This window comes from Sphaerotilus sp. (genome assembly GCF_034519685.1).
GTDB lineage: Bacteria > Pseudomonadota > Gammaproteobacteria > Burkholderiales > Burkholderiaceae_C > Sphaerotilus.
Window position 1 is genome coordinate 183,514 of sequence record NZ_JAXHOF010000007.1, and the last position, 18,330, is coordinate 201,843.

Annotated in this window: 14 protein-coding genes; 3 read left to right on the forward strand and 11 right to left on the reverse strand. The window is 70.7% G+C overall.

The window, feature by feature from the left end; all coding sequences use genetic code 11:
* Positions 1 to 131: 131 nt before the first annotated feature.
* From pelG to U5O44_RS22800, 8 genes are all read right to left on the reverse strand, one after another.
* Entirely contained in the window at positions 132 to 1,499 is a 1,368-nt protein-coding gene (gene pelG, locus U5O44_RS22765) for an exopolysaccharide Pel transporter PelG (protein ID WP_322590716.1), read from the reverse strand.
* Positions 1,475 to 3,025, reverse strand: coding sequence for a GT4 family glycosyltransferase PelF (gene pelF / locus U5O44_RS22770; RefSeq protein WP_322590717.1), 1,551 nt, complete (start codon positions 3,023 to 3,025; stop codon positions 1,475 to 1,477). Before pelF ends, pelG begins: the two co-directional genes overlap by 25 nt.
* Positions 3,022 to 4,041 (reverse strand): tetratricopeptide repeat protein, encoded by a 1,020-nt coding sequence (locus U5O44_RS22775; RefSeq protein ID WP_322590718.1) that lies wholly within the window; start codon positions 4,039 to 4,041, stop codon positions 3,022 to 3,024. The genes pelF and U5O44_RS22775 overlap by 4 nt, the downstream gene beginning before the upstream one ends.
* The gene (locus tag U5O44_RS22780; RefSeq protein ID WP_322590719.1) at positions 4,038 to 5,405 is read right to left on the reverse strand and encodes a PelD GGDEF domain-containing protein; all 1,368 of its coding nucleotides are present in this window, start codon (positions 5,403 to 5,405) and stop codon (positions 4,038 to 4,040) included. The genes U5O44_RS22775 and U5O44_RS22780 overlap by 4 nt, the downstream gene beginning before the upstream one ends.
* A 15-nt stretch (positions 5,406 to 5,420) precedes the next feature.
* Positions 5,421 to 5,969: a penicillin-binding protein activator LpoB gene (locus tag U5O44_RS22785; protein WP_322590720.1), complete on the reverse strand. Its 549-nt coding sequence runs from the start codon at positions 5,967 to 5,969 to the stop codon at positions 5,421 to 5,423.
* Between the two features lie 18 nt (positions 5,970 to 5,987).
* Complete coding sequence (locus U5O44_RS22790; RefSeq protein WP_322590721.1) at positions 5,988 to 9,866, reverse strand: tetratricopeptide repeat protein; 3,879 nt, start codon at positions 9,864 to 9,866, stop codon at positions 5,988 to 5,990.
* A complete protein-coding gene (locus tag U5O44_RS22795; RefSeq protein ID WP_322590722.1) occupies positions 9,853 to 12,699 on the reverse strand; it encodes a bifunctional glycoside hydrolase/polysaccharide deacetylase family protein in 2,847 nt (948 codons plus the stop codon). The genes U5O44_RS22790 and U5O44_RS22795 overlap by 14 nt, the downstream gene beginning before the upstream one ends.
* A gap of 140 nt (positions 12,700 to 12,839) precedes the next feature.
* Positions 12,840 to 13,271, reverse strand: a complete 432-nt coding sequence (locus U5O44_RS22800; protein WP_322590723.1) for a Cd(II)/Pb(II)-responsive transcriptional regulator — start codon at positions 13,269 to 13,271, stop codon at positions 12,840 to 12,842.
* Positions 13,272 to 13,399: 128 nt separating this feature from the next.
* On the opposite strand from U5O44_RS22800, the gene U5O44_RS22805 reads away from it, so the two are divergent.
* From U5O44_RS22805 to U5O44_RS22815, 3 genes are read left to right on the forward strand one after another with little or no spacing between them, the layout of a single operon-like run.
* A complete protein-coding gene (locus U5O44_RS22805; RefSeq protein ID WP_322590724.1) occupies positions 13,400 to 14,056 on the forward strand; it encodes a cation efflux transmembrane domain-containing protein in 657 nt (218 codons plus the stop codon).
* Positions 14,057 to 14,068: 12 nt separating this feature from the next.
* Complete coding sequence (locus tag U5O44_RS22810; protein WP_322590725.1) at positions 14,069 to 14,485, forward strand: disulfide bond formation protein B; 417 nt, start codon at positions 14,069 to 14,071, stop codon at positions 14,483 to 14,485.
* Positions 14,482 to 15,141 (forward strand): DsbA family protein, encoded by a 660-nt coding sequence (locus U5O44_RS22815; RefSeq protein WP_322590726.1) that lies wholly within the window; start codon positions 14,482 to 14,484, stop codon positions 15,139 to 15,141. The genes U5O44_RS22810 and U5O44_RS22815 overlap by 4 nt, the downstream gene beginning before the upstream one ends.
* 10 nt (positions 15,142 to 15,151) lie before the next feature.
* On the opposite strand, the gene gloA2 is transcribed toward U5O44_RS22815, so the two are convergent.
* From gloA2 to U5O44_RS22830, 3 genes are read right to left on the reverse strand one after another with little or no spacing between them, the layout of a single operon-like run.
* Positions 15,152 to 15,550: an SMU1112c/YaeR family gloxylase I-like metalloprotein gene (gloA2, locus tag U5O44_RS22820; RefSeq protein ID WP_322590727.1), complete on the reverse strand. Its 399-nt coding sequence runs from the start codon at positions 15,548 to 15,550 to the stop codon at positions 15,152 to 15,154.
* Between the two features lie 43 nt (positions 15,551 to 15,593).
* The gene (locus U5O44_RS22825) at positions 15,594 to 17,834 is read right to left on the reverse strand and encodes a xanthine dehydrogenase family protein molybdopterin-binding subunit (RefSeq protein ID WP_322590728.1); all 2,241 of its coding nucleotides are present in this window, start codon (positions 17,832 to 17,834) and stop codon (positions 15,594 to 15,596) included.
* A complete protein-coding gene (locus U5O44_RS22830) occupies positions 17,831 to 18,304 on the reverse strand; it encodes a (2Fe-2S)-binding protein (protein ID WP_322590729.1) in 474 nt (157 codons plus the stop codon). Before U5O44_RS22830 ends, U5O44_RS22825 begins: the two co-directional genes overlap by 4 nt.
* Between the last annotated feature and the right edge of the window lie 26 nt (positions 18,305 to 18,330).

The following is an 18,330-nucleotide window of genomic DNA, read 5'->3' on the forward strand; positions in this document are numbered from 1 at the left end:
GGCTGCATGGGGCTCTTTCTGGCACGCCGGCAAGGGCGCAGGGGCTGTGGACTGACGATGTGCTGCAAGTGTGCACAAGTTCGCCCCACGGTGGACAGCACCCCCATGCCGCGCTGTCCGGACCACGGCCGTCACTGCAGCATGAACGTCTCGTACTCCAGCTTGTGCAGCTTGCTCTCCAGCGCGAGCATGGCGACGAACACCGTGATCATCATCGCCAGCGCCACGCCGTAGCCGTAGAAGGACGCACCGAGCTTGAGCGTCACCACCGACAGTCCGATGTTGAGCACCAGCAGCAGCGCCGTCAGCCCGAACACGACGCGGCGCCGGTCGAGGTAGAAGAAGATGTTCAGCAGCCCGAGCAGCACCACCTGCAGGCTGGCGGCGACCACGTGCAGGTAGAGCAGCGGCAGGTAGAGGTGCGAGATGCCCAGCCAGTCCAGCACCGTGGGGGCCACCAGGATCACCAGCAGCACCGTGATGCCCTGGATCTTCAGGATCTCGTACAGCCCTTGCCGGATGGTGAACACCATCTCGTCGCGCAGGCGCTGGATGTTGCCCAGCGAGCCACCCTCGCGCACGGCGTCGTAAAAGCGTTCGTAGTATTCGACGAAGTCAGTCTCGATGCGCACCAGGAACACCGCCATGCCGGGGATGATCGCCAGATAGGCGAGGAAGGCCGGCATGTCGTAGATGATCGATGCCCGAAGCGGGCCGATGATGGCCTGGCTGACTTCCGGCGCGGCCCAGAACACCAGCTTGTCGGCCCAGACGCCCAGGTTGTAGAACAGCCCGACCCAGACCAGCGAGGTGAACATCGCCCCCGGCTGCAGGAACTCGAAGGCGATCAACCGCTCGGTGGGCAGCGTGCGCAGCACCATCACCAGCATCCCCGCCAGCAGCACGAACTGCCCGACCACGAAGCCCAGCAGCAGCCCCTCCATGCCCATGCCACGCAGCAGCAGCGCGCCACTGACGCTGACGCCATAGCCCAGGCCGAACAGCCCGACGATGGTCTTGTACTGCTTCATGCCGGACAGGAAGATCGTGGCCAGCCAGATGCCGCTCATCACCACCAGCCCGCCGGCGAAGGTGACGCGGTAGAGGTTGGTCTGGCCCGGGAACAGCGTGGCCACCGCCAACAGCCCGAGCAGCCCGGAGCCGACGGTGACGATCAGCAGCGCACCGATGAAGTTGGGTGCGACGACGGCCTGTCGCTTCTCGAACAGTCGGTCCGCCACCCAGCGGGTGAAGGAGAGCTGGATCGGCCCCGTGAGCACCAGCGACAGCATGATGAGGTAGGTCACCGAGACCTGGAACTGGGTGATCTGGTGGTCCTGCACCGTCACCGCCGACACCAGACCGATCACCAGGATGCCCAGGATCGACAGCACCCACGGCCCGGAGCTGATGATGCCCGCGTAGGCGTAGGCCTTGAACAGTCCGGCGAAGCTGTCGCGCCGCAGGAGCTTCCTCAGCTCGAAACCGATGCCTGCCACGTCAGGGCCCTTTCATAGACTGCGCGGTAACGCCCGAGCATGCGTTCGAGCGAGTAGTAGCGGTAGACCCGCTCCACACCCGCCTCGCTGGCGCGTTGCCAGGCATCGGCGTCGGAGAGCAGCTCGATGGCGGCGTCGGCCAGCGCCTTCGGATCGGCCAGCCCGACCACCCGCCCGGAGGGGCCGAGCGCACGGTCCTCGTCGTCCAGCCCCTCGATGAGCTGGCGGCAGGAGCCGACGTCGGTGCTCACCGCCGGCACGCCCGCGGCGAAGCCTTCCAGCAGCACCAGCGGCAGCGCCTCGCTGATCGAGGACAGCACCACCAGCCCCACCTTCGGCAGCAGCTCGGTGAGCTGCTGGAAACCGAGGAAGCGCACCTTGTCCTGCAGGCCCAGGCTGTCGATCAGCAGCTTGCACTCTTCGGCATAGACCGGGTCTTCGTCCTCGGGGCCGGCGATCCAGCCCTCGGCGTCGGGCAGCTGGTTGATGACGCTGCGCAGGGCGCGGATGAAGGTCTTGACGTCCTTGATCGGCACCACGCGCCCGATCAGGCACAGCACGGGCGGCACCTCCACCGGCCGCAGCGCGCGCAGCGGCGCGAAGCGGGCGATGTCGATGCCGTTGGGGATGGTGCTGGTGCGCTCGCCGGCGGCGCCGTCGGCGACCTGGCGGCGGCGGTTGGCCTCGTAGAGCGCGATGATCTGGTCGCTGGAGTCGTAGCAGGCCTTGCCGATGCCCTGGAAGAAGCGGATCCACAGCTCGCGGAAATAGCTCAGCTCGGTCAGGTCGCGCTGCAGCACCGAGCGGTTGTCGGCGATCCAGCGGGCGCCGAACAGGTCGATCTTGCGCTCCTTGGTGTAGATGCCGTGTTCGGACAGCACCAGCGAGCGGCCGTGCCGGCGCTTGCACATGGCGCCGAGCAGGCCGGCGTAGCCGGTCGAGACGGTGTGGAACGCCTTCACCGGGATCAGCCCGTCGGCGATGCGCTTCAACTTCCACAGCGGCGCATGCATGGTGCGCACGGTCCAGAAGTAGTCGACGAAGGACGGGTCGGTGCAGCGCTCCTCGTACTGCGCGCACAGGTGCTGCCAGGCCTGGTCGCCGCGCAGGAAATGGGCCTCGGAGAGCTGGTTGTCGAAGCGGTCGACCACGGCGCCGAACAGGGCCTGCGGGTCGGTGCCGACGGGGCTGGATTCCGGGTCTTGCCAGTGCCGGTGCAGCGCCTTGACATGGGCAAAGGCGGCCGGGTCGGTGCGCACCGTGCGCTGGGCGGGGCGTGCGTCGTCGTGGTCGAAGAGGTAGTGCGCCTCGACGTGGACCAGGTTCGGCGGCAGCGTGTAGCGGACCGGGCCGTAGTCCTCGGGCCGCGATCCCAGGAACACGACTGCGAAGGTCAGGTCCGGGAAGCCCGTGATGATCTGGTGCACCCAGCTCGACACCCCGCCCGAGATGTAGGGGTAGGTGCCCTCCAGCAGCAGCGCGATGTCGGCCGATTCGGCACGGGGCAAGGCCGGCAATGCGTTCAAGTCCGCTCTCCTGCGGGTTGCCAGTAGCGCACCAGCGCGGCCATGCGCGGGGTCACGGTCAGCGGGTCGATGCGTTGCATCAGGGCGCGCACGCTGGCCCAGTCGCCGCGGCGGTAGGCCATCTCGGCGAGGTAGGGCAGCACGCGGTTGTCGGGCAGGCCGTCCTCGGTGGCGCGGATCAGGTCGTCGCAGGCGCGGTCGATGTCGCCCTGCTCCAGGTGCATGCGCGCCAGCAGCTGGCGCAGGCCGCCGTCGGAGGGGTCGAGCGCGATGGCGGCCTCGGCGTGCTCGATGGCGCGCGCCAGCGTGTGCTCGCGCACATCGCCCTGCACCAGCGACTGGTAGACCAGCTCGAAGTTCAGCTCGGCCAGCTGGCGCAGCACCTCGATGCGGCTGCCGCTGTGGCTGCCGGGCTCGGTGGTGAGCCGCTCCAGCACGGCGGCCTGCTGCGTGATGCGGGTGCGCAGGGCCTTTTCCTGGGTGTCGAGCAGGCCGTAGGCGACCAGGCGCAGGTCTTCCACCGGGTCGCTCAGCAGCTTGCGCAGCAGGTCACCGGCGATGCGCGCGGGCTTGCTGGCGATGGCGTTGAGGGCCCGGGTGCGCAGCGTGGGGGCGGCGTGCACATCGGTCAGCAGCTGGCGGATGCTCAGGCCGCGGAACAGCCGTGCCGGCTCGCGCACCGACAGCAGGAACTCCGGCGGGGCGGCCAGCCGGAAGTGGTTGTCGGTCTGGCGCAGCGGCAGCATCCGCATCACCCCCACCGCCAGCAGCAAGGCCAGCAGCCCGAGGAACGGAATGAAGAACGCCAGGCTGAACAGCAGCCCCAGCACCGCCAGCGGCGGCTGGCGCAGCCGCGCCGGCAGCAGCGGGTAGAGCGCCACGGCCAGCACGCCACAGGCCAGCGCATGCGTGCCGACATAGGCGCCCAGGCGCAGCACATCGCGCTCGCCAGTCCACAGCAGCAGCGCCGCACCGACCTCCAGCCCCAGCGCCAGCAGGAACTGCAACGGGTTCATGCGTGTGGGCCTCCGAGCACGCCGACCAGCGCTGGCGCCAGTGCGGACTGACCCAGCGTGATCACGCGGTGGTGGATGCCCAGCGTGGCCAGGTCGGCCTGGTGGGGCGCCAGCCCCTGGCGTTCGGCGACATAGGACGCCAGACTGCGCAGATAGCCGTCGACCGCGGCACGGCCGACCAGCGGCATCAGCGTGACCAGCCGCTCACGCCCGTCCTCCAGCGCATGGGGCCAGACGATGTCGGGCGAGCGGGCGCGGCGCTCGGCCAGACGGCGCTGGCTGGCGGCGTGCTCCGTGTCGCCGAAGGTCAGCACCACCACCTGGCTGGGCAGCTGGAACTCGCGGGCGATCCGGTCGAGCCGGCTGGCTTCCTCGGCGAACTCGACCGGGCAGTTCGGCAGGTGGGTCAGCAGCCCCGGCACTTCATCGCCGACCAGCGCCGCGTCCGAGAACGACGAGCACAGCACGGCCATCAGCTCCAGCGCCTCGTCGTGCAGCGCCAGGAAGGGCATGCGGCTGACCACCAGCAGCGCCTGCTCGCGGTGCGTGCCGAGCACCAGCGGCGCGGCGACGAGGTGGGTCGTGGCGGCTTCGTGGGCCGGAAAGCCGGCCTGCACATGGGCCAGGCGGTGCTGGTCGAGCGCGAAGCGCACCAGCGGGTCGTCCAGCCGCACCGTCACCGGCTGGCCGACGCTGGCGAGCGTGGCACCATGGGCCGGGCCAGGGGTGAGGGTGATGACCTGCGCGCTCTCGATCTGGCAGTGGACGCCGAGGAAATCGAGGAAGGCCTTGGCCGCGGCCGGTGCGGCGAGCTGGCCGGCCAGCGAGCGTGCGCGCATGTCGCCGAGCGCCTGGCGCAGCGTGGACGGCTGCAGCAGCAGATCCTGCTCCAGCACGTCGTGCGAGCGCTGGACCATGAACAGGCGGTTGGTGACGCGCTCGATGCGGTCTTCGAGGTAGGCGTTGGCCTGCGACAACCGGCGGATGCGCGAGCGCCACAGGCCGCTGAACTCGCCGCAGACCATGGTCAGCAGCAGCCCGCCCAGGAAATACAGCGCCGGGAAGGGCGCCGACGGATCCGCCCCCTGCAGCACCCGCCAGGCCAGCAGCACCAGCACCATCGAGCCCAGCCCGGCCAGCACGCCGTAGCGCAGCGCGACCAGGATCGGCGCGAACCAGGTCCACGGGATCGGCGCCTGGGTGAACAGCGGATCGGCCGGCGAGACCCAGTGGCCGATGGCCAGGATGGCCAGCGTCATCAGCACCACTTCGAGTGCGGCCCAGCCCATCCTGGCCCGGGGGGACGCGAGCGCGTGCAGCCCGTCCTGGGCGGTGGCATCGGCCGTGAGCTTGGAAACCAGCATGGCGGACCCCAGGGTTCAGCGCAGCGAGAGGTCGCCGAGCAGGTCGCGCATGAGCTTCTGGCCGACGGCGGACAGGGCTTCACGGCTCCAGCCGGACTTGGCGCCGGTGGCGGTCCAGATGACCTGACCGTTCTTCAGGTCGATGATCTGCAGCACCAGCCCGACGGCCGGCTCGCCATCGACGCCCACCTTGTAGCGCCATTCGTCCACCGCGCCGGTGATGGCGTAGCGGATGCCCTGCTCGGCGGCCCAGCGCTGGCCGTCCTGTCGCAGCTTGCTGTCCGGGGATTCGCCGAGCAGGTCGTTGACCACGGCCGCGGGTGGGCGCTCGACACTCTGCAGACCGCGCTGGCGCAGCAGGGATTCGAGGATGACCTCGGCCCGCAGACCGGCCTGGGGCGTCTCGGTGTGGTTGGCCAGCGGCAGGATGGCCCAGCGGGCACCGGCCTCCAGCGCCACGGTGTTGCCGCGGCTGCGGTCCATCACGGTGCAACCCGCCGCGCCCAGGGCCAGCAGGAGCAGCAGGAAGCGGTGGAGAAGGCGAGAGGAAAGGGACGTGGACATGGCGGATTTCCTGGTGGATCAGAACGGGCGCACGTAGCGCACGCCGAACGAGCGGGCGTCGCCGCTGCTGCCGGCGCGGGTGGTGCTGAACTGGAGCTGGAGCTGGTCGGCGCCGGTGAGCCGGCCGCTGGCCCCGACCGTGAAGGCGTGGCCGACGCCGAGCCGGCTGTGGTGGGTCAGGCTCAGGTCGAGGTAGGGCCGCCACGGGCGCTGGTAGGCGTCGCGACTGGACAGGCCGGCGCTTAGACCGATGCCGTGCAGCGCGAAGCTGTCGGGCACGAAGTAGCTGGCGCCGGGGCGCTGGCCGTCCGTGGTCAGGCGGCTGGTCCAGTCGGGCAGGGCGCCGTCCTTCTGGCGGTAGCGGGTGTAGTTGCCGAACAGGCGCAGCCCGAGGTCGGGCGTGCCGCCGCGGATGACCTGGCCGACTTCCCAGTCCAGCCCCAGCGCGCTGCCGAGGCTGCCGCCGCCCTGCAGCCCGAACTGCGCCGCGCGCACGGTCACCCGCACCGGGTTGGTCAGCGTCAGGCGCAGGTCGCCCGACAGGCGGGCCTCGTTCTGCAGGCCGGCCACCGACAGCGCGGTGCTGTCCGGTGCGCGGGTCTGCAGGCCCAGGTCGGCCCGCAGCTGCAGCCGCGCCATGGGCTGCACGGTCGCGGAGAAGGCGAGGGAAGGGATCGTGTTCCGTTCGGCGGACCGCAGCCCCAGCGTGCCGTCGAGCTGCAGCGCGCGGTCGGGGCGCCACTGCAGGGTGGCGCTGGCGGTGCGGTCGTGGGCGGCCACGGTGCCGAAGGACGGCGTGCGCCCGCCACCCAGGTCGGTGCGCTGGTGGCGGTCCTGCAGGTGCAGGTGCAGCAGGGCGGTCTCGGTCAGCGGCAGGGCCAGCGCGACGCTCTGCTCGGTGGTGCGCAGGCTGTCGCGCTGCAGGTTCAGGTCGGCGGTGAAGCGGCGCTGCGCCTGCCAGGCGGTGTCGGCATAGGCTTCGTGCAGGCCGTCGTCGTCGCGTGCGCCGAGCTGGTCGATGCGCAGGGTCTGGGCCTGGCGGGTCCGGCCGAGCGCCTGCAGGGCCTCGATGCGCTGGCCGACGGGCAGGCCGTTGCCATGCGGCCCGTCCAGCAGGGCGCGCACGGTGGAGAGATCGCCCTCGTGCAGCGCCAGGGTCATCTCGGCCCACACGGGGGCGGCGAGCGCGCGGGTCTGCCGGCGCCCCAGCCACCAGCGGGTCTGGTCATGCCGCTCGTTCGAGAGCAGCCAGCCCAGGGTCAGGTCCTGCGCGGCGCGGGCCTCTGCCGCGGAGGCGGTGGCCGTCCCCGGCCCCAGCAGTCCGCCCGGCGCGAGCAGCCCGCGCAGCGTGCGCAGGCCTTCGTCGGCGGTGGCACGGGCGAGCTGCAGCCGCGCGAGCTGGAGCTGCAGCGTGTGGCGCTGTTCGGCGGTCAGGGTGCCGGCGCTGTCGCCCTGCAGGCGCCGGCGGGTCAGCATCAGGGCCTGGACACGCACCCGGGCGGCTGCCTCGCCCTGTCCGGCGGCGTCGAGCACGTCGGCATAGGCGGCCACCCACAGCGCGTCCTCGCGCAGGGCGGGCGCCTGCCGCCGCCAGAACGGCAGGGCGCGGCGCGGCTGGTCCAGCGCCATGTAGCCGGCGGCGTAGGCGGCGTCGTACAAGGGGTTCTGTTCCGCTTCGCCGTGCCAGGCGAGCAGGCGCTGCTGCAGTTCCTGGTGCTGCGCCGTGTCGATCAGCAGGGCGAGATAGGCGACGCGGGTCTCGATCAGTCCGGGCTCGGCCTCCATGGCGCGCAGCAGGTCGGCCTTGGCGGCGGCCATGTTGCCCCGGGCCTGGTGCCACTGGGCGCGCAGGGTCCAGAAATAGGCCTCGTCGGCCACCAGCGCCTCTTCCGCAGGGCCGGTGCCGTTGAACAGCCGCTCCATCTGGGCCAAGTCCTGCAGGTTCCACCATTGCTCCAGCGCCGCCAGCAGGTAGCCGGGCATGCGCAGCCGCTGCCAGGCGGTCTCGGCGAACCGGGCGGCCTCGGTGCGGTCGCGCGCCAGCAGCAGCCCCAGCAGCCGGTCGGCCTCGAAGGCGTTGAAGTCGCCGTGGCGGGTGATCTGCGTCAGGGCGTGCAGCGCCTGGTCCTCGCGCTGGAGCGACCAGGCCATCTGACCCAGCAGGCGCCAGTAGGCCGTGTCCTGCGGGCTGGTCGTGGCGCTCAGCGGCGACAGGGCCTCGTGGCCGAGTGCCGCTTCGCCGCGCATGCCATGGAAGGTGGCCAGCCGCATGGCGCGCGGGACATTCGTGCCCTCGCGGGCGATGAGCCGGCGCAGCGCGTCGATGGCTGTCGGCAGCTCGCCCATGCGTTCGGCCAGATCGACCTGCATCTCCAGCAATGCCCGGGCGGGCTGGCGGCGGTCGGACTCGACCAGCCAGCCCATGCCCTCCTCGGGACGGCCCAGCCGTTCGGTCAGGGCGACCACGTCGAGGGTTTCCTTCACCGTCAGCGGGCGCAGGGCCGCGATCTGGGTCCAGGTCTGCAGCAGCACTTCCTCGTCGTTGAGGCTGGGTGCCAGGCGCAGCACACCCTGCAGCGCCCGGTCCAGCATCTCGCGTTGCTCGCGCGGGGCGGCACCGCTGCGGGAGAGCTGCTGCGCCAGCGTGCGCCACTGCTGCAGCGCGTCCTGCGGTCGCCCGACCCACTCGGACACCTGCGCCAGCCGCTCGCGCCAGGCGTGCTGCTCTGGCGCCTGGCGCACCGCGGATGCGGCCACGCGCCAGGCGTCGTTCAGGTTGCGGCCCGCCAGGAAGGTCTGGTAGGCCAGCAGGTACGACGTGTCCTCGAAGGGCAGGCGCGGATCGCCCGGTTCGGGCCGCGTCCGCACGTCCCCGGCCGCATCGGCGGGCACGGCGCCGCGGTCGGCATCGACCGGTGCCGGCATCGGCTGCGCCTGCGCCGGGCTGACCAGCGCCTCCACCAGTGCGGCCACCCATCCCAGCCCGTCGGGTAGCACCGGCGTGCGCGGCGGCTCCAGCGCGGCCGCATTGCCGTTCATCTGCAGCAGGCGGCGGGCGTAGTCCTGCGCCTGGTCGGGGCGGTTGGCGGCCAGGGCAAGGCGGGTCAGGTAGTCCAGCAGACCGGCGTCGCGTCCGACGAGATCGTCGTGTCGGCGGGCCAGTGTGAGCGCCTCGCCCAGCAGATTGCCCGACTGCAGGATGCGCAGCCCTTCGCGCAGGTGCCAGCGCCGCTGGGCCTCGGAGGGGGCGATCTGCATCGCCCGCTGGTGCAGGGTGACCGCCCCCTGGTAGTCCTGCGCCCAGATCGCCGTGCGCACGGCTTCCTCGAACCACGGCGCCTGTGCCCCCTGGTCGTCGAAGCGGATCAGGGCGTGGAAGCGCTGGGCCAGCGGCAACTGCTCCAGCGCGGTGGCCTTGCGGGCGAACAGCAGCAGATCGGGCGTGGACCAGGGCAGCGCCAGGCGTTCCCGCAGCGCGTCGACCAGTTGCGCACGCAGCAGCCGGGCGCTGTCGCTGCCGGGCAGGGCGGCGTTGGCACGTAGCTCCAGCAGGCTGTAGCGCAGCCGGGACAGGCGCAGCGCGGTGTCGGCGCCACCCGCGGGTGCGCGGGTCTGCAGCGGCGAGAGCACCTGCTCGGCCCGGTCTGCCTGCTTCAGCGCGAAATGGCGCTCGGCCAGCAGGATGCGCAGCTCGTCGTTGTCCGGCTCGCTGCTCAGCAGGTTGGCGAGGTAGCTGACACTGAGCGCGTCGTTGCGCGGCTCGCCGCGCAGGCGCTCGATCAGCTCCTGGCGCGGGTAGAGGGTGACCAGCAGCACCAGCACCATCGCCGACACCGCCAGCAGCCCGCTGGTGGACAGGATGCGCGCCCGCAAGCCGGTTGCGTCAGGGGCAACCAATCGTGAGCGTTTCTGTTCCATCTTGGTCGCTGGCGTAGTGGTGGAGTCCGTCGCTGCTGCGCAGCGGCGTCAGGCGGCGTCCACCCAGGCTGACGCTGCAGCCGTTCGGGTGGCGCACCGTGAAGCGCAGGGGCACATGGGCGTGCAGGGTCACGCGGGTCGTGCTGCCCTCACGCACCAGCGCGTCGATGCGGGCGTTGGCGTCGACCAGGTAAGGCATGGCATCCGGCTGCGGGGCCAGCACGATGCGGGCTTGGGGGCCGTCGAGGTGGATGTACTGCTCGGTGCCGTGCTGGTTGTAGCCGGCCACGCCCGTGCTCAGCGCCATCTGCGGCACGCCGGCGGCGCGTGGCAGCCGCATCTGGCGCAGCGCGGTCGCCCCGCGCACCAGGAAGCTGCCATCGGCGGCCCGTGCCACCACGATGTCTTCATAGTTCATCGCCTTGCGCACCCACTCCGAGGTGTAGACCGGGTGCAGCGGCTGCGCCAAGGCCCAGCGGTAGGCGCGGTGCAGGGCCTCCAGCGAGGCCCGGCGCGACACCGCATAGGTGTGGTAGTAGATGTTGACCGGCTTGAGGCGGTAGGGCTTCTCGGTCATCTCGAAGGTCTGGATCACCCGCTCGTGGCCGTAGAGCGGACCGAGGAACTCGCCGGTGTAGACGTTCTCGTTCTGGTTCGGGGCGAAGACCTGGAAATGCCGGCCCTTGTGCAGCCCGAGCGGCGCAACATGGGTCATCGACGGCACGGCGCGGGTGATGGTGGTGTCGCCGCCGTTGATCGACAGCACGCCGGCGCGCTCGACCGCGTCCAGCGTGGCGGCGTTCGGGTTGGTGTCGCCGCTCCAGTGGACCAGCGTGACACGCTTGCCCGGCGGGGCCAGGCGGGACTCGATGTAGCGGATCGAGCCGGTGATCTCGCGCTCGGCGTCGAAGCGGTAGCCCGGCAGTTCCAGCGAATAGCCCTTGCCGAAGGCGCCGCCCTCGACATCGCTCCACTTGAAGGGATGCGAGAAGGTGTGGGTCGCCAGCTCGATGTGCGGCAGCGCGAACATGCGCCGCGCGTGGTCTTCCATCTGGGGCGCGAGTTTCGGATACAGGCCGTGCGGCGCGGTCTCGCCCTCGATGACCGACATCGCGGTGGGCACCCGGTAGCGCGCCAGCACCTCGCGCAGCAGCACCTCGCTCGACAGCGGCGAGCCGGGCTGGTCGCTGCGGTTGGGGAAGCCGTCGCCGTCGATGTGGACCAGCAGCATGCGCCGGCCGGTGTCGGTGGTCGTGTCGGGCACGGGCATCGCAGGCAGCGCCAGGGCCCGCCGCAGGAAGGCGATCGGGTCGATCACCCAGCGGAACTCGTCCTTGCCTGCCGGCAACCGCGCCAGGCTGTAGCCAGGCCAGGCATAGCCGCCCCACGGGGTCAGCGCCACGGCGTCCATCGTCGTGCCGCTGGCGTCGCGCGCCTGCAGCAGCAGCTCGGAGGTGGGCGGTGCGGCCAGCGGCACGAAATCCAGCGGCCCCGGCGTCGGCGAGACCTCGAAGCCGATCGCCGCATCGCGCTGGCTGAACGCCACCGGCGACACCGCGCGGTACGGCCCCACCCGACGCACCAGCCCGAAGGTGTCGCGCACCGTGTTGGCGTCACCCACCCCGGGCCAGCCCAGCGCCACCACGCGGGTGCCGTCGGCGATGGCCTGGCGCAGCAGCTTGGCTGTGGCCGGGCGAGGCTTGTCGTTGGTGAAGGTGGTGACGATGCCGGCCAGCGGCCCGAGTGCGGCCAGCGACGGCAGCGGTTCCTCGTCCGGGTTGATGAACAGCGGCACCAGCCCGAGGTAGTACGCCGGCGTGGCGAAGAAGCGCAGAGCGTCCGAGGACGGCATCTCGGTCGAGTCCTTGCCAACCTCCGCGTCGTGCAGGATCAGCAGCCGGCGTGGCAGCACCTCGATCGCGCCCAGTCCGAGTGTGTCCAGGTCCGGCGTCGTCACCCAGGGGATGAAGCCGTGCGACTGGATGCGCTGGGCCGTCTCGCGGGCCAGCGCACGCTCCTGCGGGGCGACATAGTCGATGGCCAGCACCGGGCGCTGGTGGCGGGTCCGCACCTGGTCGAGCTGGCCGAGCAGCCAGGCGCGATCGGCTTCGGGCACGGCCTGGTAGCGGCGGTTCTTCTGGTCCCAGCCGCGGTAGAGCGACTCGGCGGCGACCATGTCGGCCTCCTGCGCGAGCTGCGGCAGGATCTCGAAGCCGCGGTTGAAGATCAGCTTCGCCTGGGGAAACGCGGCCTTGAGCGCCTTGACCGTCCGCACCAGGCCGGCTTCCTGCGCGGCGCGCTCCTCGGGGGTCTTGGCGGCCAGCTGGTAGGAGTCCAGCGTGTCGAGGAAGAAGCCGCGGTAGCCCTTGTCCCATTGCGGACGGGCCACGTTCTCGACGAACCAGGCCGGCCATTCCGGTGTGCGCTGGTCGACCACGGCGCTGTTCCAGGCGTCATTGCGGCCGATCAGCCAGGTGGCCGGGATCGTGGCGTGGAGCGGATGCTCGCGGTGGACTTCGCCCACCGACAGGTAGGCCAGGAAGCGCGTGTTGGGGGCTGCCTGCGCGCGCGCGGCGATGTCGCCGTGGTGACCGGGTTCGAGCACCACCCAGTCGAAGGCGGACAGGGCGTTCCAGGGCGGTCTGGCGCCGTAGTGCAGGGCCACGCTGGGGCCGGTCGGTGTGGCCGCCTGCACCACGGGATGGGCCAGGCCGAACAGGCTGGCGATGGCCAGCAGGCCCGCCATCCACAACCGGCGCAAGCCGGCGAACAGCCGAACTTCCCGCCCTCCATGCCAGACTGTGCGCTTCACCGGACTCAATCCTCAAAAATTGGTATTTTTGTGCTCGAACAAAAAGTCAAGGTGATTTTTCTCACCATCAACTAATGTTCCATAACAAGTGCTACCAAATATTGGTGGCGCATTACGGCCCGGATCTGAAAATGTTCAATTCAGGTTCCGGTCGTGCCCGCGCGGGCTTCGCCCTGTGCCGCGGACACCAGCTCATCCAGGATGCCGCAATGCCCGGTGTGGTCGTGGGGGCCTGAGCAGCGCGCGCGCAGTTGCAGAAGCTGTTTCTCCAGCACCCGCATGCTCTTGAGCCGCGCCCGCACACGCGCCAGCTGCTCGTCGACCAGCCGGTCCACGTCGCGGCAGTCGGCCAGCGGTGCGTCCACGAAGCTGAGCAGCCGCTGCACATCGGCCAGCGGCATGTCCAGCGCCCGGCAGTGACGGATGAACGACAGGCGCTCCAGGTGCTCGGCCGCGTAGTCGCGGTAGCCGTTGTCGCGCCGGGCCGGCGCAGGCAGCAGGCCCTGCTTTTCGTAGTAGCGGATGGTCTCCACCTCCACGCCCGTGGCGCGGGCCAGTTCCTTGATCTGCATGGGAGTCCTTTCGTGGAGGCAAGTGTTTGTGTTGGCTTGTGTTGGCTTGTGTTGGCTTGCCTTGGGTTGACACTGTAGTGACTTTAGGGTTTCCAATGCAGAGGCACTGTTGTTGAAAGGAATGCCCCATGTCTGCCCATTGCTGTGACCACGACACCCCCAAGGCCGAGACCATCGTCCACCTGGCCCGCTACCGCCGCATCCTCTGGATCGCCTTGGTCGTCAACGCCGCGATGTTCCTCGTCGAGATCGGCGCCGGGTTGCGCGCGGGTTCGCTGTCACTGCTGGCCGATGCGGTCGATTTCGGGGGCGATGCGCTGAACTACGCGGTCTCGCTGGCCGTGCTCGCCTCGGCGCTGGCGTGGCGCGCACGCGCTGCGCTGCTGAAGGCGGCCAGCATGGTGGGCTTCGGCCTGTATGTGCTGGGCGCTGCGGTGTGGTCGCTGTGGCACGGCGAGGTGCCGCAGGCCATGACCATGGGTGCCGTGGCGTTGCTGGCGCTGCTGGCCAATGTGGCGGTGGCCTGGATGCTCTACGCCTTCCGCGAAGGCGACGCCAACATGCGCAGCGTGTGGCTGTGCTCGCGCAACGACGCCATCGGCAATGCGGCGGTGTTCATGGCCGCGCTGGGCGTGTTCGGTACCGGCTCGGCCTGGCCGGACCTGGCGGTGGCCAGCCTGATGGCGGCGCTGGCGCTGCACGGCGGCTGGACGGTGATGCGCCAGGCGCGCGCAGAACTGGGCGGCACCCCGGCCGGGGACGACCACCATGGCCATGCCCACTGACGAGTTGCCGGCATGAACCGAAGCTGGATCTGGCTCATGGCGGCCTGGTGCGTGGCGCTGGCGGCCACGCTCGGCGCGCTCTTCCTCGGTGAAGTCATGGGCATGACGCCCTGCCTGCTGTGCTGGTACCAGCGCATCTTCATGTTCCCGCTGGCGCTCATCCTGGGCATGTCCGTCTTTGCCGACGACCGGCGCGGCGCGGTGTACGCATTGCCACTGGCACTCGGGGGGACTGCGATGGCTGGCTACCATGGCGCGCTGATCGCTGGGTGGGTGCCCAAGTGGTGGGTGCCGTGTGGGGCTGGACCTTCGTGCAGCGAACAGCGCCTGGAAATCCTGGGGGGCGTCCAGATTCCGTGGCTGTCCCTGCTGGCCTTCGCTGCGATTGCCCTGCTGCTGTTGACCTACTTGAGAAAGACCCGCGCATGAACGCCAGAAAAATCACCGTCGTCGGCCTGCTGGCGCTGGTGGCCCTGTTCTTCTATCTGGGCATGAACGCCTACCAGTCGCGTGTGCAGACCGCGCAGGATGTGCAGGTCCGGGCCGAACAGACCCGGCTGGTGCGCATGCATTCGCCGGTGTTCGGTCCGCAGAATGCGCCCGTCACCATCGTCGAGTTTTTCGACCCGGCCTGCGAAACCTGCCGCGCGTTCTACCCCCTCGTGAAGAACCTGCTGGCCCGCTATCCCGACGATGTACGGCTCGTGATCCGGTATGCGCCGTTCCACCAGGGCTCGGACCAGGTGGTCAAGCTGCTGGAGGCGTCCCGGAGCCAGGGCCAGTACCAGACCGTGCTGGAAGCGGTGCTGGCCGCGCAGCCCACCTGGGCCGACCATGGCCAGCCCCGCATCGAGAACGCATTCCAGGCGGCCGAGCAGGCCGGGCTGGACCTCGACAAGGCGCGGCAGGCGATGGAGAAGCCCGGCCTGCAGGCGCTGTTGCAGCAGGACATGGACGACCTCACCGCGCTGCAGGTCACCAGGACGCCGACCTTCTTCGTCAACGGCCGCAGCCTGCCGAGTTTCGGGCCCGATCAGCTGTCCGCACTGGTGGCCGAAGAAGTGGCCAAGGCGAAGAAACAATGAAGCAGATCGCTCACCGGGCCGGCGCCGTTTCGTACAGCTCCAGCGGCAGCCCGTCCGGATCGGCGAAGAACACGAAGCGGTGCCCGGTGTACTCGTCGAGGCGGATGTCCTCCACCGCGATCCCCTCGGCCTCCAGTCGTGTTTTCCACGCCTGCACGTCGTCCACGGAGAACGCCAGGTGCCGCAGCCCGCAGGCCTCTGGTCGCGAGGGCCGCGGCGGCGGCGCGGGGAAGGAGAACAGCTCCAGCTGCGAGCCGTCCGGCAGCGCGAGGTCGAGCTTCCAGGAGTCGCGCGCCTCGCGGTAATGCTCCGCCAGCACGCGCAGGCCGAGCAGCGCGGTGTAGAAATGCCGCGAGCGGGCGTAGTCGGACGCGATGATCGCGGCGTGGTGGATGCGTAGCAGGTCCATGGCGGTGTTGCGGGTGGGGGATCGGTTGGACGTGGGACGGGCGCTAGACGAAGGCGATGTGCTGGCGCAGCGGCAGGGTGCGGATGCGCTGCCCGGTGGCCCGGAAGATCGCGTTGGCCAGCGCGGGCGCGGCCGGCGGTGTGCCGGGCTCGCCCACGCCGCGGAGGGGGCCGCCGCCCTCCAGCACCTGTACGCGGATGCGCGGCACCTGGGCCATGCGCAGCGTGTCGTACTGGTGGAAATTGCCCTGCTCGACCGCGCCCCCCGCGAAGGTGATCTCGCCGAACACCGCCGCGCTCAGCCCGAAGAGTGCGCCCGACTGCAGCTGGGCCTCGATGTTGCGCGGGTCCAGCGCGGTGCCCACGTCGGCGGCGATGCTGAGCTGGTCGATGCGGATGCCCTGCGGCGTGGCCGTGACCTCGACCACCTCGGCCACCGGCACACCGAACGAGAGGTGGAAGGCCAGTCCCCGACCGCGCCCTGCCTCCAGCGGTGTCTCCCAGTCGGAGAGCTTGGCCACCGCCTCCAGCACCGCGCGGGACGGCGCGTGGGTGAGCAGCGCGCGCCGCAGGGCCATCGGGTCCGCATCCGCCTGGTGGGCCAGCTCGTCGAGAAAACTCTCCAGGAAGAAGCCGTTGAACGAGTTGCCCACCGAACGCCATGAGCCCACCGGCACGCTCGCTGGCGTGCGGTAGGTGGTGGCGCGCCAGTGCGGCAAGGCGTAGGGCTGGTCGTGCAGGCCATCGGCGATCAGCTTGTCCGGGCCGGGTGGCGCCAGCCCGATGCGCCCGCCCTGCGACGCCAGCACCGAAGGACTCGCCACGCGCAGGTCCAGCGCCAGCACCGTGCCCGGTCCGGTGGCCCCGCGCAGGCGGGCGATGGCGGGCGGGCGGTAGCTGTCGTGGCCCATGTCCTCTTCGCGGCGCCAGGTGAGCTTGACCGGCTTGCCCGGCATGGCCATCGCCAGCCGCACCGCCTGCAGCACATAGTCCGACTCGGCCCTGCGCCCGAAGCCGCCGCCCATCGGCAGGGTGTGGACGTGGACCTGCGCGGCATCGAGACCGGCCACCTTGGCCGCCTGGTCGCGGGCCAGGGTGGGCACCTGGGTGCCGGTCCACAGGTCGAGCCGGCCACCTTGCAGCCAGGCCACGGCGTTCATCGGCTCCATCGTGGCGTGGGCGAGGTAGGGGACACGGTATTCGGCCTCCAGCGCCTGTCCGGCGGCCATCGCCTGGTCCACGTCACCGTCGTTGCGCCACTGCTTGTCCTCGTGCCTGGGGTCGAAGGAGGCGGCGACCGCGTCCATCAGCGCTGCGGTGGTCGGCGGGTAGACCGGGGCGCCCCAGGTGCACCGGACGGCCTGCGCCGCCTGGAATGCGCGCCAGGTGTTGTCGGCGACCACCCCGATGCCGCCGGGCAGCGCCACCACCTGCAGCACGCCGCGCATCGCCTTGGCCGCCGTGGCGTCGAAGGCGGTCAGCGGGGCGTCGAGGGCTGGGTTCATGCGCACGGTGGCGAACACCATGCCGGGCAGGCGCACGTCGATGCCGAAGGTGGCGGTGCCGGTGCATTTGCCCACCATGTCCACGCGCGGCATGGACTTGCCGAGGTAGCGCCACAGCGCGCGGGGCTTGAGCGGGAGCGCGTCCGGCAGGTCCACCCGGGCGGCGTCGGCGGCCAGTTCGGGGTAGGACAGGCGGCGGCCATCGGGCGCGACCACGGCACCGGAGGCGGTCTTCAGCGCGGACGCCGGCACGCCCAGCCGCTGCGCCGCCGCCGCCACCAGCGCGAAGCGCGCTGCCGCGCCGGCCAGGCGCATCTTGTCGAAGGCGTCCGGCAGGCTGGACGATCCGCCTGTTCCCTGCAGGCCGATGAACTTGGCCAGCACACCCATCGTGCCGCGCATCGCCTCGGCCGCGGCGCTGTGGTCGAGCACGCCAAAGGGCACCGCCTCCACCAGCATCGCCCGGTTGTAGTAGGCCGCGCCGGGCGGGCCGTGTTCGACGCGCAGATCGTCCCAATCGACATCCAGCTCCTCGGCGACCAGTGCGGCCAGCGTGGTGTGCACGCCCTGGCCCATCTCGGCGCGCGGCGTGATGACCGTGACACCCTGTGCGTCGATGCGCACATAGGGCGTGATCGCGTGGCTGCCCTCGGGCAATGTGTCCAGCAGCGGATTCGGGTGTGGCTGGCGGTAGCGCCAGACCCCGAAGGCTGCGCCGCCCAGCACGGCGACCGAGCCGATCAGGACGCCGCGGCGCGTGAGGGTGGCGAGCCGGCTCATGCGCGGGCGCCCTGCTGCAGACGCTGGGCCGCGTCGTGGACCGCGGCGCGGATGCGCGGGTAGGCGCCGCAGCGGCAGAGGTGGCCGGACAGGGCGGCGTCGATGTCGGCGTCGGTCGGCGCCGGGGTCTGCCGCAGCAGGGCCGCAGCCCCCATGATCTGGCCCGACTGGCAGTAGCCGCACTGTGCCACCTGGTGCGCGATCCAGGCTGCCTGCACTGCGTGCAGTGCCTCGGGCGTGCCCAGCCCCTCGATGGTCGTCACCTGGCCCGCCACGCTGCCCACCGGCGTCACGCAGGACCGCACCGCCGCCCCGTCGACATGGACCGTGCAGGCGCCGCACAGCGCCATGCCACAGCCGAACTTGGTGCCGGGCAGGTCCAGCACATCGCGCAGCACCCACAGCAGTGGCATGTCGGGTTCGAGGTCCAGCGTGTGGTGCTGGCCGTTGACGGTCAATTGCAAGGGCATGGGAGGCCTTTGGGGGGTGGTGAAGA

Excerpts from the sequence above, each read along its gene's own strand:
- U5O44_RS22815 (WP_322590726.1), top strand. The coding sequence starts at position 14,482 with ATGAACGCCAGAAAAATCACCGTCGTCGGCCTGCTGGCGCTGGTGGCC.
- U5O44_RS22800 (WP_322590723.1), bottom strand. The coding sequence starts at position 13,271 with ATGCAGATCAAGGAACTGGCCCGCGCCACGGGCGTGGAGGTGGAGACC.
- U5O44_RS22805 (WP_322590724.1), top strand. The coding sequence starts at position 13,400 with ATGTCTGCCCATTGCTGTGACCACGACACCCCCAAGGCCGAGACCATC.
- U5O44_RS22780 (WP_322590719.1), bottom strand. The coding sequence starts at position 5,405 with ATGCTGGTTTCCAAGCTCACGGCCGATGCCACCGCCCAGGACGGGCTG.
- U5O44_RS22830 (WP_322590729.1), bottom strand. The coding sequence starts at position 18,304 with ATGCCCTTGCAATTGACCGTCAACGGCCAGCACCACACGCTGGACCTC.
- gloA2 (WP_322590727.1), bottom strand. The coding sequence starts at position 15,550 with ATGGACCTGCTACGCATCCACCACGCCGCGATCATCGCGTCCGACTAC.
- U5O44_RS22775 (WP_322590718.1), bottom strand. The coding sequence starts at position 4,041 with ATGAACCCGTTGCAGTTCCTGCTGGCGCTGGGGCTGGAGGTCGGTGCG.
- U5O44_RS22825 (WP_322590728.1), bottom strand. The coding sequence starts at position 17,834 with ATGAGCCGGCTCGCCACCCTCACGCGCCGCGGCGTCCTGATCGGCTCG.
- U5O44_RS22810 (WP_322590725.1), top strand. The coding sequence starts at position 14,069 with ATGAACCGAAGCTGGATCTGGCTCATGGCGGCCTGGTGCGTGGCGCTG.
- U5O44_RS22785 (WP_322590720.1), bottom strand. The coding sequence starts at position 5,969 with ATGTCCACGTCCCTTTCCTCTCGCCTTCTCCACCGCTTCCTGCTGCTC.